This is a genomic window from uncultured Neisseria sp. (genome assembly GCF_951230505.1).
Lineage (GTDB): Bacteria > Pseudomonadota > Gammaproteobacteria > Burkholderiales > Neisseriaceae > Neisseria.
On the sequence record NZ_CATNVN010000036.1, the window covers coordinates 1 to 15,214 of the forward strand.

The following is a 15,214-nucleotide window of genomic DNA, read 5'->3' on the forward strand; positions in this document are numbered from 1 at the left end:
CTGATGAATACCTACATGAGCCGGAATTGGCTTTGGGTAGCGGAGAAGATGGTTTGGATGCTACACGCCAAATCATTTTGCAAGCGGCGAAATATTTGAATCCAAAAGGTGTATTGTTGGTTGAAATCGGTCATAACCGTGAAGTATTGGAAGCGGTTTATCCCGAATTGCCGTTTACTTGGTTGGAAACCAGCGGTGGCGATGGGTTTGTATTCCTGTTGACCCGAGAGCAATTATTGGGTGAAGAGTAGTTTATTTTGATATAAATAAAACAAAGGCCGTCTGAAAAAGTTTCAGACGGCCTTTGTTCTGTATAATTTTTAATGTTTTAAGAAAATACAAATGCCTATAGAATGCCGAATATGAAATCCAAGCAGGCTTTGAAACTATGGCTTATAATATTTGTCATAGTTTCTAATGTCAGTGGATTTTTATTACTGATTTTTTGTAGAACATATACTGCTAAATTCCATATTATGAATAATTATTTAAAATCAGGCCTGTTGGCTGCTGCCTTGTTCAGTATGCCCGTTGCCGCCTTTGCCCAGCAACATACCGTTTATTTCAATCAAAACGGTAAACTGACGGCGACCATGCCTTCGGTTGCTTATGTCCGCCAATACAAGATTGAGGCAGGTAAGGCGCAGGTTCAGGATTTTTACTATCCATCAATGAAAAAATATTCTGATCCGTACGAGATACCTGCTGGTCAGATTAAGGTTTTTGTGCCGGCGTTGGACAACGGTACGCTGACCCTGTGGCATTTTAACGGGCAGAAAAAGATGGTTGGCAGCTATCGTAACGGCAAGCCGCACGGTGAGTGGATTAACTGGTATCCAAACGGCAAAAAATCTGCGGTCATGCCTTATCAAAACGGCTTGAGCGAGGGCATAGGCTCTCGTTATTACCGCAACGGTGTCAAAGAAAGCGAAATCCAATTCAAGCACGATAAGGCCAATGGTCATTGGAAACAATGGTATTCAGACGGTAGCCCGAAAACCGAAATGATGATGAGCAATGATAAACCGACAGAGATTATCAGTTGGGATGAAAATGGCCGCATTGTATCTGAATTGAGTATTCGCAACGGCAAACGCAGCGGCATTATTTTGGATTGGTATGATGATGGTGCGAAGAAATCCGAGTTGGTGTATAAAGACGACCAGTTGGTGAAAAAAACCTTTTGGGATACAGACGGATCCGTTCTCGATTAATTTTGTCAATAAAAACACCGCAGGCTGATCGGCTTGCGGTTTTTTTATTACATACAGCCTTTGTTTTGGCACAGGGTAAATAACGGCGCGCCGCTTTCGCGGATTTTTTTGCCGCCGTCCAAGTCGGTAAACTCCAAAATGGCAGCCGTTTCGATTACTTCGCCGCCCAGTTTTCGGATCAGCTCGACGCCTGCCAGCATGGTGCCGCCGGTCGCCACCAAATCATCTACCAACAAAACGCGTGCGCCCGGTTTGATGGCATCGGTATGGATTTCTACCGTTGCCTCGCCATATTCCAAAGCGTAACTTTGAGAAACCGTATCAAACGGCAGTTTGCCTTTTTTACGAATGGGAACGAAGCCGACATTCAGCTGATAGGCCAAAGCCGCGCCAATGATGAAACCGCGCGCGTCCAAGCCTGCCACAACGTCAACTTTTTGCCCCATATAGCGGTAAACCAGCAAATCAACCAGCAGGCGGAAATATTCTGCGCTTTGCAAAACGGGAGTAATGTCATGAAACAAAATCCCTTTTTGCGGCCAGTTTTCAATTTTACGGATTTTGTCCGCCAAAGCCTCTACGCCCATTACTTCAGGATGAATCAACATTTCGACATTCCGAAATCAAAAAGTTTTTAACACGCTATTGTAGCGGCCATATGCGGACTTGCCAAATTAATCGATACAATAGCCAAATTTTGCAACATGCCGTCTGAAATTCCGAGAAACATTGTGTTGTGTTATAATTTACAGATATATACCATCGGCTGAACCACCATGCAAAATCATAAAAAAGGCAATATTTACATCATTTCTGCCGCTTCCGGCACAGGTAAAACAACCTTGGTGTCGCGCCTGTTGAAAAATCATGATGACATCCGTGTTTCCGTTTCTCACACCACGCGCCAGCCGCGCGAAGGAGAGGTGCATGGCGTGCATTACCACTTTGTCCCCAAAGACGAATTTGAATCACTGATTGAGCAAAGAGCCTTTTTGGAACACGCCAATGTGTTCGGCAACTATTACGGCACCAGCATTGCCGGTGTGAATTCCTTGAGCGAAGAGGGCTATGATGTAATTTTGGAAATCGATGTGCAAGGTGCGGCGCAAGTGCGTAAATCGTTGCCTGAAGCCAGCAGCATTTTCATCCTGCCGCCTTCCTTTGAAGTATTGGCGCAACGTTTGATCGGCCGTGGTACGGATAGCGAAGAAGTCATTCAAACACGCCTGTCCAAAGCCCGTCACGAGATTGAACAATCTGTTTTGTTCGATTACGTCGTCGTGAATGACGATTTGGATCGTGCCGAAGCCGATTTGTTCCATATCATTAAAGCAGGCCGCCTGAAAAAATCCGCCCAGCAGGGATTTATCTCAAACCTGTTGGAAAATTCGTAAAAAACAGTGAAAATAACCGTTTTATTTGAAACATAGAAAGAAAGCAAGCAAACATGGCCCGTATTACTACTGAAGACTGCACAGGTAAAATCCCTAACCACTTCGACCTTACCCTCGTTGCCGCCCGTCGTGCACGCCAGCTCGAAAACGGCAATACGCCTTTGGTTGACGACATCCGCAACAACAAACCAACCGTAACCGCCCTGCGCGAAATCGCAGCAGGACAAATCGGAACCGAGCTGCTGACCCGCAACAAATAAACCAACCGGCAAACCGATAAAACCGCCGCGCGGACTGTATCGGTGCGATATCACAACCGATACAGTCTGACGGCTTAAAAATAGCCATAAAAGGCCGTCTGAAAATGCCAGCCCCACTGCCTACCGCCCCCTATGACCCGCTGACAGCAGAAGCGCGCGAGCTTCTGTTTCGCACCGCATCCTATCTCAATACCAATGAGCAGGCCGAGCTTGAAAGAGCCGTTGCCTACGCTTTCCACGCCCATGACGGACAAACCCGTAAAAGCGGCGAACCTTACATCACCCATCCCCTTGCCGTTGCCACGCAGCTTGCGATTTGGCACATGGATGTTCAAGGCCTCTGCGCGGGCGTTATGCATGATGTATTGGAAGATACGGGCGTAACCAAAGTCGAAATGGCGGCAGAATTCGGCGATACCATTGCCGAAATGGTAGACGGCCTCTCCAAACTGGAAAAGCTCAAATTCGAAGATCATGCCGAGCATCAGGCAGAAAGTTTCCGCAAACTTATCCTCGCCATGACTAAAGACGTGCGCGTTATCGTTGTCAAACTTGCCGACCGATTGCACAATATGCGCACCCTTGGCTCTATGCGTCCGGAAAAACGCCGCCGCATCGCCAAAGAAACCCTCGAAATCTATGCTCAAATCGCCAACCGCATTGGTCTGAACAATGCGTATCAAGAGCTTCAAGACTTATCGTTCCAAAACCTCCACCCAAGACGCTACGAAACCCTGAAAAAAGCCATGGACAACAGCCGCAAAAATCGCCGCGATGTTGTCGGCAAAGTGTTGCGTGCATTCGGTCAGCGTTTGGTCGGTGTCAATATTGAAGCCAAAATCAAAGGCCGCGAAAAAAACTTATACAGCATCCATCAAAAAATGCTGGCTAAAAAGCTGCGTTTTGCCGAAGTAATGGATATTTACGGCTTTCGGGTCATTGTAAACAATATTCCTGCCTGTTATGCCGCGTTGGGTGCATTGCATAATTTATACCACCCCAAGCCCGGCCGTTTCAAAGACTATATCGCCATTCCGAAAAGTAACGGCTACCAAAGTTTGCACACGACTTTGGTCGGCCCTTATGGTTTGCCGATCGAAGTGCAAATCCGTACGCGTGAAATGGATGCAGTGGCTGAGGGCGGTATTGCCGGTCATTGGATTTATAAATCCGGTGAAAACACTCCGGACCAAGCCGTCCTCCATATGAACCGATGGATGAAAAATATTCTTGACCTGCAGGCCAGCAGCTCAAATGCCATCGAGTTTCTGGAGCATGTCAAAGTCGATTTGTTCCCCAACGAAGTCTATATCGTTACCCCGAAAGGCGATATCCTTACCTTGCCTAAGGGTGCAACGCCGATTGACTTTGCCTATGCCGTGCATACCAACATCGGCCATAAAACCGTTGCCGCGCGTATCAATAACGTCATGATGCCGTTGCGTACCAAGCTGAAAACCGGTGATACGGTCGAAATCATTACTTCCGAACATGCCAAGCCTAATGTGGCATGGTTGAATTTTGCCGTTTCCAGCCGTGCGCGCAGTGCCATCCGCCAATACATTAAAAATCTGAATCGTCACGATGCCGTTGTTTTGGGTGAGAACCTGCTGCAAAAAGCTTTATCCAGCCTGTTGCCTAAAGATATCCTGCTTTCAGACGACCTCAAAGAAAAATACCTTGCCGATTTGAATACCAAACAAACTTCGTTTGAAGAGGTCCTCTACAATGTCGGTATGGGGCATACTTTGCCGGTACACGTTGCCATGCACATTGCCGAGTTGGCAGGCCAACATTTTGGCAGTGCGGTCAAACTCAGCCCGATCAAAGTCAACGATCAGGAAACCGGCCGGATTCATTTTGCCGAATGTTGCCATCCGATTCCAGGCGATGCGATCCGCGCCTTATTAGTTAAAGACAAGGGTATGATTATCCACCGTGATACCTGCCAAACTTTGGTTAAAGCCGATCCGGAAGAGCAACTTGATGCGGGCTGGGACAGTTTGCGCAATCAAACGTACCGCACCATCCTTAACGTCAAATCCGAAGATGCGCATGGTTTGTTGGCTTCAATGGCGCAAGCAATTTCCAATTCCGGTGCGGATATCGAATCTGTTGATACGCCGACCAAAGCGCAAGCAGGAACGGAAGGTTTTGTAGAATTTAAATTCACGATTAAAGTCAAAGATTTGGATCAGGTTAATCAGATTATTCATGCAATGCATGCCAATCCGAATATCCGCAAAGTAATCCGAGGATAATCTGTGATCAGCATGATAAGAAAAGGCCGTCTGAAAGTGTGTTCAGACGGCCTTTTGAGTATGTACAAACAAACTCTGTTAGTTTGTTTTGAAGAAAAATAATGCTTCAGGTTGGATTTAACTTAACCAAAAACGGAAAACCAAGAAGAAAACCAAGGCCAAAACGCCGGCCCAAACCAGCAACATGAATCCGGCTACTGCCTGACCCAAGCGGTAAACAGGATTTTTGCGTTCGTCTTCGAGTAGGGGATTAGGTGTATCGTGCGGTTTGTCGGACATGATGAAGCTCTGATTGAATTATTGAATAAAAGCGTAAGGGTACGCCGATAGAAGCAAAGATTCAAGTGGGAATGATTATTGATAGAAGTCTTCGTCTTCATTCCACGCGGTTTTTAAGGCCGTCTGAATGGTGTCGGCACCAAAGCCGCGATAGGCAAGGAAACGCGCTTGTTTTTGTTTTTCTTTAAAATCTTGGGCTTCTTGCTTGAATTTTTTACGCAAGACCGAAATGGCGGTTTGCAACTCGTCCTCCCTGTCGGGTAGGAACTCCCGACAGTCGTCTGCATCGATACCTTGTTGCGCCAAGGCTTGCTTGAGGCGGAGCGTGCCATAACGGTTGCTCTTACTGTGAATATAGGCTTCTGCGTAACGTTGGTCGGATTGCCAATTCCGTTCGGCAAATTCGTCCAAAACCTTTTCCAATTCTTCTTCGCTTTCAGCGTGCGGAGCCAGTTTGCGTTTCAAGCCGACACGGCTGACTTCCTGACGAGAAAGAATATCCAAGGCGCGGGCGCGTAAGGTTTTGGGAGGTTTCATGGGGATATGGAAGAGGAGGGAGTTTAACTACATTGAATTACATTTCAGACGGCCTGATTAGGTGAAAGCACCGAAAAGGCCGTCTGAAAATAAAGCCGAACTATTCTTCGTCTTTGTTCTTTTGTGGTTGTAGATTTTCGTAGATTTCAGGCAGGGCTCGAATCAACAAATCAGGTTTGGTCGCTTTGTCTTGAGAGAGTAAGGTCATGTCGCCGTAGCCGAATGTTACGCCGACACTGAAGCAACCGGCCGCTTTGGCGGCAATAATGTCATTTTTAGAATCGCCCACCATCAGCATATTGGCAACGTCGATGCCCAAAACTTCGGCCGCATGTTGAAGCGGCAATGGGCTGGGTTTTTTCTCAGTCAGGCTGTCGCCGCCGAGAACCAGGCTGAAATAGTCGTCGAGATTAAGTTGTTTCAGTAACTCAGCAGCCAGAATTTCATTTTTATTGGTAATGACAACCAATGGAATACCCAAGGACTTGAGCAGGCCGAGACCGGCTTCGGTTTCAGGGTAGGGGCGGGTAAAGTCGCTCAAATGCTCGCGATAATATTTCATAAAGAACACAAAGCCTTTTTCCCAGATTTCAGGATCGGCTTCTTTTTCACGATCATTGGTAATGACGCGATGAACCAACTTGCTGATGCCGTCGCCGACATAACTTTCAACCGTTTGGGTGGGCAAAACAGGTAAACCCAAGTGCGCACACATGGCTTGGGCTGCTGCGGCCAAATCGGGAACGGAATCACATAAGGTACCGTCCAAATCAAAGGCAACGGCTTGAACGTGTTCTAAAGCAGCAGTAGTCATTGAGTAGCTTTCTGTCATATTATTTAAGCGCTTATTTTAACATTGTTTGCCTGATTTGCCGATGTTTTGCTGATTCTTTAAAGGGATATTTGTTTAAATTGTTAACAATTTTTGCTGGTGTAAGGCTGTTAGCCTATTTGGAATATGGAAGGGATTTTGTCAACAAAAAGGGTAGTTTGGTAGGCATTAAAAAACAAAGGGTTTGTGTGTTTTTTTGAATGGTTTGATGAGCATTTATACTAGGCCGTCTGAAAATTTTTTGGTCGGCATGCCGATATTTTCAGACGGCCTCAAACTAAATTCATATATAAATGAATGGATTTGCTTTTTATCGACTACATGCTATTACATTTTTTCCTGTTTTTGTATATAGTAACAAGTATGGCTCTCGTCTAATCATGTGTATGAAAAGGAAAAATACATGTCCGCATCTGCTGTTAAAGAAACACTGAATCCGTTTGAAATTGCACAAAAACAAGTGAAAATTGCCTGCGATCGCCTGAATGCCGACCCAGCAGTATTTGAAATCTTGAAAAAGCCGCAACGTGTTTTGGAAGTCAACTTCCCTGTCAAACTCGACAACGGTACAGTAGAAAATTTCACCGGCTACCGTTCACAACACAATAATGCCGTCGGCCCTTACAAAGGCGGCGTGCGCTTCCATCCCAATGTAAATCTGGACGAAGTCAAAGCACTGTCTATTTGGATGACCATCAAATGCTGCGTGGCCGGTATTCCTTACGGCGGCGGTAAAGGCGGTATTACTTTGGATCCGCGTAACTATTCCGAAGCGGAATTGGAACGCATTGCTCGCGCTTATTCCGAAGCCATTTCTCCGCTGATCGGCGAGAAAATCGATATTCCTGCCCCTGATGTGAACACCAACGGCAAAATCATGTCTTGGATGGTTGATGCCTATGAAAACGTGGTGAAACATTCCGCACCGGGCGTATTTACCGGCAAACCGGTTGAGTTTGGCGGCTCCTTGGCGCGTACTGAGGCCACCGGTTACGGCGTAAACTTCGCCGCCGTCCAAGCTTTGGAAAAACTGGGCAAAGACGTGAAGGGTGCCACTTACGCCATTCAAGGTTTCGGTAACGTGGGCTATCACACCGGTTACTATGCACACAAAGCCGGTGCGAAAATCGTTGCCGTATCTACTGTTGACGTTGCCATTTACAACGAAAACGGCTTGGATATGGAAGCAATCATCAAAGAATTCCAAACCAAAGGTTTCATCACCAATGAAGCAGGCTACGGCAAAGAAATCAGCAATGCCGAACTTTTGGCTCTGGATGTGGACGTCCTCGCTCCTTGCGCACTGGAAAACCAACTGACTTCTGAAAATGCCGGTAAAGTCCGCGCGAAAATCGTGGTTGAAGGTGCAAACGGTCCGACTACTCCTGAAGCCGACGTTATCCTGCGTCAAAACGGCGTATTGGTTGTTCCTGATATTTTGGCAAACTGCGGCGGCGTGGTTGTATCCTATTTTGAATGGGTACAAAACCTGCAAGGCTACTACTGGGAGTTTGACGAAGTTCAAGAGAAAGAAACCGTTGTCCTGCGCCGTGCGTTCCGCGATATTTGGAACTTGGCTCAAGAATACGATGTTGACCTGCGTACCGCTTCTTACATGATGAGTATCCGTCGTGTTGAAAAGGCAATGAAACTGCGCGGCTGGTATTAATCGTTTGACCGATAGTTAAGAGTAGGCCGTCTGAAACTTGTTTTCAGACGGCCTTAATGTTTTTGATAAGAGCCTTTACAAATTTTAATCCACCTTGATTCCATTTCAATCAAACTCAGCTATAATCCCCTTTTTTGACCTTTCCGGAAAAGACATAATCATGAACAAAACTTTCAAATTCAGCGCATTGGCTTTGTCTGCTTTGTTGGCACTGACTGCTTGCAACCAAAAAGACACTGCCGCCAAAGATGCTCCTGCTGCTTCTGCAGCTTCAAATGCGACTGCAGATGCTTCCGCCATCGGTTCTACTGCCCAACAAGCCAGCTACGCAATGGGTGTGGACATCGGCCGTTCATTGAAACAAATGAAAGACCAAGGCACAGAAATCGATTTGAAAGTCTTCACCGAAGCCATGGAAGCCATGTTTGAAGGCAAAGAAGTTAAAATGACTGAAGCCCAAGCTCAGGAAGTGATGATGAAGTTCCTGCAAGAGCAACAAGAAAAAGCTACTGCCAAACGTGCTGAAGATGCCAAAGTAAACTTGGAAAAAGGCGAAGCGTTCTTGAAAGAAAACGCGACTAAAGAAGGCGTGAAAACCAGTGCTTCCGGTCTGCAATACAAAATCACCAAAGAAGGCGAAGGTAAAAAACCGACTAAAGACGACATGGTTACCGTTGAATACGAAGGCCGTCTGATTGATGGTACCGTATTTGACAGCAGCAAAGCCAACGGCGGCCCAGTAAGCTTCCCTGTAAGCCAAGTGATTCCAGGTTGGACTGAAGGTATCCAACTCTTGAAAGAAGGCGGCGAAGCAACATTCTACATCCCTGCCAAATTGGCTTACCGCGAAGTGGGTGCCGGTGATAAAATCGGCCCGAACGCTACTTTGGTATTTGACGTGAAACTGGTTAAAGTCGGCGCGCCTGATGCTGCTGCGCAACAACCTGTACAAGTTGACGTACAAAAAGTTCAATAATCCGAATCAAGGCTTACGCCCTTAAACAACGGATAAAAGGCCGTCTGAAAAATTCCGTTTCAGACGGCCTTTGTTCCAAACCAACAAGGAATTATGATGAAAAATATCGTCATCCTTATTTCCGGACGCGGCAGCAATATGCAGGCGATTGTGAATGCTAATATTCCTGATGCCAACATTGCAGCCGTATTGAGCAACAGCGAGACCGCTGCCGGATTGGCATGGGCGGCAGAGCGCGGTATTGCCACCGACAGTTTGAACCATAAAAACTTCGACTCGCGCCTGGCATTCGATCAGGCCATGATGGAGAAAATCGATGCCTATCAGCCCGATTTGGTCGTATTGGCGGGCTTCATGCGCATTTTGACTCCGGAGTTCTGCGAACATTATGAAAACCACCTGATCAACATTCATCCGTCCATTCTGCCTTCTTTCACCGGTCTGCATACCCACGAACGCGCATTGGAAGCAGGTTGCCGAGTAGCTGGCTGCACCATCCATTTCGTGACGCCCGAACTGGATTGCGGCCCGATTATTTCACAAGGCATTGTGCCTATTTTGGACGGCGATACCGCTGACGACGTTGCCGCACGCGTGCTGACGGTTGAACACCAGCTTTTCCCACAAGCCGTTGCTGATTTCGTTGCAGGTCGTCTGAAAATCGAAGGCAATCGCGTTTTGAATGCACAACGCAATGCCGCCGGTCAAAGCCTTTTGGCTTAATTAAAACACCATACACACAAGGAAAACATCATGAATCCGATTAAAACAACCCTGCTGACACTTTCCCTGCTCACTGCCTCCATCGGCGCACAAGCCGCTGAATTGCCGCAATCTGCCATTTTGCAATACTCAGGCAGCTACGGTATTCCTGCAACCATGACCTTCACACGCAGCGGCAGCCAATACAAAATCGTTTCTACCATCAAAGTACCGCTTTACAATATCCGCTTTGAATCAGGCGGCAGCATCAACGGCACGACCTTGCATCCGTCTTACTACAAAGATGTACGCGGCGGTAAATTGTATGCCGAGGCCAAATTCTCCGGCGGCAACATCACTTACGGCAAAGCAGGTGATTTGAAAACCGAAAAATCCGGCCCGGCTATGGACTTGTTCACTTTGGCATGGCAACTGGCCGCCAATGACGTGCGCCTGCCGTCAGATTTGAAAATTACCAACGGTAAAAAACTTTATACCGTTGGCAGCATGAACAAAATCGGCAGCGAAAGCTATAAGCTGAACGGCGGTACAACGCCTGTGAGCAAATATCGCGTCCGCCGTGGCGACGATACCGTGACTTACTCGTTTGCTTCCGATATCGACAATATCCCTGCGCAAATCAGTTATACCGATGACGGCAAAACCTACAACTTGAAACTGACTTCCGTCAAAATTAACGGTAAAGTAGTGAAACCGTAATCTTTATTTGCTCAAACAAGAAGGCCGTCTGAAAAGTTTTCAGACGGCCTTTTATTTTTACAGCAACACAATATCGTATTGTTCCTGCGTGTAGGCGGTTTCGACTGCCAGCGAAATCGGTTTGCCGATAAAGTCTATCAACATCGCCAGCGATTGTGATTCTTCGTCTAGGAACAAGTCAATGACATTCGGAGCGGCCAAAATACGGAAGGCTTGGACATCGTAGCGGCGCGCTTCGCGGACGATTTCGCGTTGGATTTCGTAGCACACGGTTTGCGGCGTTTTCAGACGGCCCCGGCCTTGGCAGGAAGGGCAGGGTTCGCAGAGGATTTGGCTTAAGTTTTCACGCGAACGTTTGCGGGTCAGTTCGACAAGACCCAGACTGGTAAAGCCGTTGAGGGTGACGCGGGTGCGGTCGAAACTCAGGGCTTTGGCAAGCTCTTGCAGGACGGCTTCGCGGTGGATTTCCTGCGCCATATCGATGAAGTCGATGATGATGATGCCGCCGAGATTGCGCAGGCGAAGTTCGCGGGCGATGGTGTGGCAGGCTTCGAGGTTGGTGCGGAAGATGGTTTCATCAAAATTGCGCGCGCCGACAAAGCCGCCTGTGTTGACATCGATGGTGGTCATGGCTTCGGTGGACTCGATGATGAGGTAGCTGCCGAAGTTGAGGTTGACGCGCGGTTGCAGGGCTCGGGCGATTTCCTGCTCGATGTTATGGGTTTCAAATAGGGGGCGTTCGCCTTTGAACAGCTCGATTCTGCCCAATGCACCTTGAACGTATTGTTCGGCAAACTGGGTCATGCGGCGGTGGTTTTCAGTGGAATCGACCAGGATTTTGTGCGTATCGAGGCTGAACATATCGCGCAAAACGCGCAGGCTCAAAGGCAAATCTTGATAGAGCAGGGTTTCGGGCGGCTGGATTTTCGCCTGTTTTTGAATGTGTTCCCACACTTTGGTCAGATAGTTGATGTCTGATTGCAGTTGGTCATCGGAAGCGTTTTCGGCGTTGGTACGGATGATGTAGCCGTGGCAGGCGTTTTCGGGCAGCAGGTTGTTGAGGCGCTCCCTCAAACTGCTGCGTTCGGCATCGTCTTCAATGCGTTGGGAAATGCCGATGTGGTCTTCTTGCGGAAGATGGACGAGGAAACGGCCGGCCAGTGAGATTTGGGTGGAAAGGCGCGCGCCTTTGGTGTTGATGGGGTCTTTAATGACCTGAACCAAGACGGACTGGCCTTCAAAGAGCATGTGTTCGATGCGTTGGGTTTCGTCCGGATTGCGGCGTTGTTCGAGGACGTCGACGATGTGCAGAAACGCGGCGCGTTCCAAGCCGATATCGATGAACGCGCTTTGCATGCCAGGGAGGACGCGTTTGACGACGCCCAAATAAATATTGCCGACCAAGCTATGGCCGCTGTTGCGCTCGATGTGCAGCTCGCAGATATTGTTCTCTTCCAAAACAGCCACACGCGTTTCTTGCGGCGTGATGTTGACGAGGACAGTTTCGGGCGGACGCACGGCGTCCTTGGGGATGGGAATTCCTGAAAGCATGGGGATACCTGATTTTGAATAGAAAAACTTTTGCGATGTGTTCTTCTCCAAAAAACAAATGGCAAAAGTCATTCTGCGAAAGCGCTTATCATACTTTAATTATGGTTTTTCCGCATCTGCACAAATGTTTATAGCTAAGAGGCCGTCTGAATGTTTTTTACAACCGTACGGCGGGAACACTTGTAAAATCACACCTATGCCCATATAGTCATGAACATTGGTATTTTGGAAGAAATCATGCAAACCGTTACTGTTTATACCGGTCCATATTGCCCGTACTGCACCATGGCGAAAAGGCTGTTGCAGGCGGTGGGTGTGAAAGAAATCAACGAAATCCGCATCGACGGCAATCCGGAAGTTTTTGCCGAAATGCAGCAGCTTTCCGGCCAGCGCAGCGTGCCGCAGATTTTTATCGGCGACACTCATGTCGGTGGCTTTACCGATTTGTACCGCTTGCAGCAGGAAGGCAAGTTGGACGAATTACTGAATCCTTAACCCTTAACTTAGGAAAATAAAATGAGCGAAGAATTGCAACCCGTATTCAGCGTTGAGCGTCTGTATGTAAAAGACTTGTCTTTGGAAGTGCCTCACGCACCACAAATCTTCTTGGAACAAGGCGAGCCTGAAGTCGATATGCGCGTTTCTACCGGCAACACCAAACTGGAAAACGGCTTCTACAGCGTTGACGTTACCGTGACCGTGACTGCCAAACTGAACGAAGAGCGCACCATGTTCTTGAACGAAGTTACCCAAAGCGGTATCTTCCGTCTGGAAAACATTCCTGAAGAAGACGTACAACTGCTGCTGGGCGTTGCTTGTCCGAACATCCTGTTCCCTTACGCACGCGAAGCCATTTCCAACAGCGTAACCCGCGCCGGCTTCCCACCTGTATTGCTTGCTCCGATCAACTTCGAAGCAATCTACCAACAACAACAGGAAGCTAACGCTTAATCGCGTTATACCTAAATTAAGGCCGTCTGAAACATTGCGTTCAGACGGCCTTTTTTTATTTGAAAATTAGGACATAAGAAAAATCTATAATAAAAAGTTCATATATTAATGTAATAAGTATATAATGATATCGTTTATCATTACGATAATATTTTTAATTTTATAGGTTTATATACCATTTAAAATCAATAAATTAGAATTTTATCCAGTAAGTAGATTCTATTAATTAAGGAAATAGTTGTGAAACCTGATTTTCAAATGAAAACAATTTGTTTGTTATTAGTGCTGCCTTGCCAAACTGTTTTTGCAGATGCGGGACATCAAGAAGTGGAACATGTAGACATGGATACGGTCAAGGTCAGTGGCAAACGGCAGGTACAAAGGAATACCGAGCGCAGTCAGTCTTATACAATCGGAACGATGGCAACGGCGACTGGGTTGCGTATTTCAGGCAAGGATACGCCGCAGTCGGTGAGCGTAATGACGCGTCGGCAGTTAGATGATAAAGCAATATATTCTTTAGAAGATGCAATGAAAAACACTATGGGAATTAACGTGGTTCGCGATTCGGGCCTACAAACTCGTTTTTTGTCTCGTGGTTTCTATGTTGATCAGATTGGTGAAGACGGTATTACCACGAATGTGTCTGGACGTTCGGGCTATACGGCAAAAATCGATGTCTCACCCAGTACAGACCTGGCTGTTTATGATCACATTGAGGTTGTCAGAGGTGCGACTGGTCTTACTCAGTCCAATTCCGAACCGGGTGGAACCATTAATTTAATCCGTAAGCGGCCAACAGCCCTGTTTAAGCATACAGGTGAAATCAGCACTGACCATAGGGGCAGCAAGCGTTTGGCTTTGGATGTATCTGGAAGCTTGAATAATGAACATACGGTACGCGGTAGGCTGGTTGGTGTTCATGAGGATCACCGTTCTTTTAAAGAGGGTGTATGGAACAAGAAAGACATGGTTTATGGCGTGATCGATACGGATTTGAGCGATAACAGTATGCTGACTTTGGGTGGTACTTATCAGAAAAATAAAGATATTCCCGATTTTGCCGGCGTGATTTTACCGTGCGAGGATCAAAAAACTGCGGCCTTCAGCTCCAGTCCGGCCTGTAACAATCCTTTGAAATTGCCACGTAATACTTATTTGGGTGAAACCTCATGGTCACGCCTGAATGCTGATAAATACAATATTTTTTCCGGTTTCAAACATGTCTTTGACAATGGATGGCAACTCAATGCAGAAATTTCTTATACGCGTAATGATTCAGATGCCAAAGTCGGACAATTTTTTCTGAAAAACGAACACGCGGCAGGTATTTCAGCATCTGAGGCTACGGGTTTCCTAACTGAAAAGGGGGAGGTTATTCCTTTTGAGCCTAAAGACAAGGCGTTGGCAAAATTAAAAGAATATCGTGATGGCGTCACGAAAACATATGAAGAGAAAAAAGCAGATTACGTTGCCCATCGTTTCGATGCATCTGCTTTTGAACAATATCGCTCCCAAAGGGCGGCAGCACGTCGGGCAGGTTTTGATCAATGTATGCAGGACATTGGTTTGGATTTCCTGTGCAACGACTGGCAGGATCCGGGTGTAGAAGTAGATAAAAAAGAGTTTGTTGATAAGGAGCTTGCAAAGCAAGGCATTATTAACAATGCAGAAGGCCTGTTTCCCAACCGTCTATACGACTCAGCATACAATCTTCGCCACACATACAACCGCCGTTACAACTTCATGCCGTTGCACTATACCAAACACGATGTGCAATGGGGCTTTAAGCAGATCGGAAGAGCGTCGTGTATGGAAAGAGTGTAGATCTCGGTGGTCGCCGTATCATTAAAAAAAAAAGGGGGGGG

Annotated in this window: 15 protein-coding genes and 1 pseudogene; 11 read left to right on the forward strand and 5 right to left on the reverse strand. The window is 47.0% G+C overall.

Going from position 1 to position 15,214, the window contains the following annotated elements:
* Together Q1M25_RS03885 and Q1M25_RS03890 are read left to right on the forward strand one after the other, a co-directional pair.
* A pseudogene (locus tag Q1M25_RS03885) lies at window positions 1–251 on the forward strand (50S ribosomal protein L3 N(5)-glutamine methyltransferase); the annotation flags it as partial.
* Window positions 252–524: 273 nt separating this feature from the next.
* Entirely contained in the window at window positions 525–1,214 is a 690-nt protein-coding gene (locus Q1M25_RS03890) for a toxin-antitoxin system YwqK family antitoxin (RefSeq protein WP_300482015.1), read from the forward strand.
* Between the two features lie 47 nt (window positions 1,215–1,261).
* On the opposite strand, the gene Q1M25_RS03895 is transcribed toward Q1M25_RS03890, so the two are convergent.
* On the reverse strand, window positions 1,262–1,822 hold the full coding sequence (locus Q1M25_RS03895; RefSeq protein ID WP_003745823.1) for an adenine phosphoribosyltransferase: 561 nt from the start codon (window positions 1,820–1,822) through the stop codon (window positions 1,262–1,264).
* Between the two features lie 168 nt (window positions 1,823–1,990).
* Between Q1M25_RS03895 and gmk the strand changes: the two genes are divergently transcribed.
* The 3 genes from gmk to Q1M25_RS03910 all read left to right on the forward strand — a co-directional run bounded on the left by gmk (window position 1,991) and on the right by Q1M25_RS03910 (window position 5,129).
* Window positions 1,991–2,608, forward strand: a complete 618-nt coding sequence (gene gmk, locus Q1M25_RS03900) for a guanylate kinase (protein ID WP_150537620.1) — start codon at window positions 1,991–1,993, stop codon at window positions 2,606–2,608.
* A gap of 53 nt (window positions 2,609–2,661) precedes the next feature.
* Window positions 2,662–2,868 (forward strand): DNA-directed RNA polymerase subunit omega, encoded by a 207-nt coding sequence (gene rpoZ / locus Q1M25_RS03905; protein WP_003682294.1) that lies wholly within the window; start codon window positions 2,662–2,664, stop codon window positions 2,866–2,868.
* 104 nt (window positions 2,869–2,972) lie between these two features.
* Entirely contained in the window at window positions 2,973–5,129 is a 2,157-nt protein-coding gene (locus tag Q1M25_RS03910; RefSeq protein WP_300481995.1) for a bifunctional (p)ppGpp synthetase/guanosine-3',5'-bis(diphosphate) 3'-pyrophosphohydrolase, read from the forward strand.
* 117 nt (window positions 5,130–5,246) lie between these two features.
* Here Q1M25_RS03910 and Q1M25_RS03915 read toward each other — a convergent pair whose 3' ends face one another.
* The 3 genes from Q1M25_RS03915 to Q1M25_RS03925 all read right to left on the reverse strand — a co-directional run bounded on the left by Q1M25_RS03915 (window position 5,247) and on the right by Q1M25_RS03925 (window position 6,759).
* Entirely contained in the window at window positions 5,247–5,408 is a 162-nt protein-coding gene (locus Q1M25_RS03915; RefSeq protein ID WP_039861975.1) for a hypothetical protein, read from the reverse strand.
* Window positions 5,409–5,483: 75 nt separating this feature from the next.
* Window positions 5,484–5,945: a recombination regulator RecX gene (gene recX, locus Q1M25_RS03920; protein WP_300481999.1), complete on the reverse strand. Its 462-nt coding sequence runs from the start codon at window positions 5,943–5,945 to the stop codon at window positions 5,484–5,486.
* A gap of 100 nt (window positions 5,946–6,045) precedes the next feature.
* Window positions 6,046–6,759, reverse strand: a complete 714-nt coding sequence (locus Q1M25_RS03925; protein WP_254323885.1) for a phosphoglycolate phosphatase — start codon at window positions 6,757–6,759, stop codon at window positions 6,046–6,048.
* Window positions 6,760–7,180: 421 nt separating this feature from the next.
* Between Q1M25_RS03925 and Q1M25_RS03930 the strand changes: the two genes are divergently transcribed.
* The 4 genes from Q1M25_RS03930 (at window position 7,181) to Q1M25_RS03945 (ending at window position 10,844) form a co-directional block, all read left to right on the forward strand.
* Window positions 7,181–8,446, forward strand: a complete 1,266-nt coding sequence (locus Q1M25_RS03930; RefSeq protein ID WP_070504425.1) for a Glu/Leu/Phe/Val dehydrogenase — start codon at window positions 7,181–7,183, stop codon at window positions 8,444–8,446.
* 160 nt (window positions 8,447–8,606) lie between these two features.
* Window positions 8,607–9,422, forward strand: coding sequence for an FKBP-type peptidyl-prolyl cis-trans isomerase (locus Q1M25_RS03935; protein WP_070607922.1), 816 nt, complete (start codon window positions 8,607–8,609; stop codon window positions 9,420–9,422).
* A 96-nt stretch (window positions 9,423–9,518) separates the two neighbouring features.
* Entirely contained in the window at window positions 9,519–10,145 is a 627-nt protein-coding gene (gene purN / locus Q1M25_RS03940) for a phosphoribosylglycinamide formyltransferase (RefSeq protein WP_300482017.1), read from the forward strand.
* A 30-nt stretch (window positions 10,146–10,175) separates the two neighbouring features.
* Complete coding sequence (locus tag Q1M25_RS03945) at window positions 10,176–10,844, forward strand: DUF3108 domain-containing protein (protein WP_300482007.1); 669 nt, start codon at window positions 10,176–10,178, stop codon at window positions 10,842–10,844.
* Window positions 10,845–10,901: 57 nt separating this feature from the next.
* On the opposite strand, the gene Q1M25_RS03950 is transcribed toward Q1M25_RS03945, so the two are convergent.
* A complete protein-coding gene (locus tag Q1M25_RS03950) occupies window positions 10,902–12,395 on the reverse strand; it encodes an Rne/Rng family ribonuclease (protein ID WP_070607916.1) in 1,494 nt (497 codons plus the stop codon).
* A gap of 237 nt (window positions 12,396–12,632) precedes the next feature.
* On the opposite strand from Q1M25_RS03950, the gene grxC reads away from it, so the two are divergent.
* Window positions 12,633–12,890 carry a glutaredoxin 3 gene (gene grxC / locus Q1M25_RS03955; RefSeq protein ID WP_003684090.1) on the forward strand — a complete coding sequence of 86 codons (258 nt, stop codon included), beginning with the start codon at window positions 12,633–12,635 and terminating at the stop codon, window positions 12,888–12,890.
* Window positions 12,891–12,911: 21 nt separating this feature from the next.
* Window positions 12,912–13,346 (forward strand): protein-export chaperone SecB, encoded by a 435-nt coding sequence (gene secB / locus Q1M25_RS03960; RefSeq protein WP_300482012.1) that lies wholly within the window; start codon window positions 12,912–12,914, stop codon window positions 13,344–13,346.
* The last annotated feature ends 1,868 nt before the right edge of the window (window positions 13,347–15,214 follow it).

Bases quoted from the DNA above. Each gene is read 5' to 3' on its own strand.
- Q1M25_RS03930 (WP_070504425.1), top strand. From the start codon at position 7,181: ATGTCCGCATCTGCTGTTAAAGAAACACTGAATCCGTTTGAAATTGCA.
- Q1M25_RS03895 (WP_003745823.1), bottom strand. From the start codon at position 1,822: ATGTTGATTCATCCTGAAGTAATGGGCGTAGAGGCTTTGGCGGACAAA.
- Q1M25_RS03945 (WP_300482007.1), top strand. From the start codon at position 10,176: ATGAATCCGATTAAAACAACCCTGCTGACACTTTCCCTGCTCACTGCC.
- secB (WP_300482012.1), top strand. From the start codon at position 12,912: ATGAGCGAAGAATTGCAACCCGTATTCAGCGTTGAGCGTCTGTATGTA.
- Q1M25_RS03925 (WP_254323885.1), bottom strand. From the start codon at position 6,759: ATGACTACTGCTGCTTTAGAACACGTTCAAGCCGTTGCCTTTGATTTG.
- Q1M25_RS03950 (WP_070607916.1), bottom strand. From the start codon at position 12,395: ATGCTTTCAGGAATTCCCATCCCCAAGGACGCCGTGCGTCCGCCCGAA.
- Q1M25_RS03915 (WP_039861975.1), bottom strand. From the start codon at position 5,408: ATGTCCGACAAACCGCACGATACACCTAATCCCCTACTCGAAGACGAA.
- Q1M25_RS03910 (WP_300481995.1), top strand. From the start codon at position 2,973: ATGCCAGCCCCACTGCCTACCGCCCCCTATGACCCGCTGACAGCAGAA.
- recX (WP_300481999.1), bottom strand. From the start codon at position 5,945: ATGAAACCTCCCAAAACCTTACGCGCCCGCGCCTTGGATATTCTTTCT.
- gmk (WP_150537620.1), top strand. From the start codon at position 1,991: ATGCAAAATCATAAAAAAGGCAATATTTACATCATTTCTGCCGCTTCC.
- rpoZ (WP_003682294.1), top strand. From the start codon at position 2,662: ATGGCCCGTATTACTACTGAAGACTGCACAGGTAAAATCCCTAACCAC.
- grxC (WP_003684090.1), top strand. From the start codon at position 12,633: ATGCAAACCGTTACTGTTTATACCGGTCCATATTGCCCGTACTGCACC.
- Q1M25_RS03890 (WP_300482015.1), top strand. From the start codon at position 525: ATGCCCGTTGCCGCCTTTGCCCAGCAACATACCGTTTATTTCAATCAA.
- Q1M25_RS03935 (WP_070607922.1), top strand. From the start codon at position 8,607: ATGAACAAAACTTTCAAATTCAGCGCATTGGCTTTGTCTGCTTTGTTG.
- purN (WP_300482017.1), top strand. From the start codon at position 9,519: ATGAAAAATATCGTCATCCTTATTTCCGGACGCGGCAGCAATATGCAG.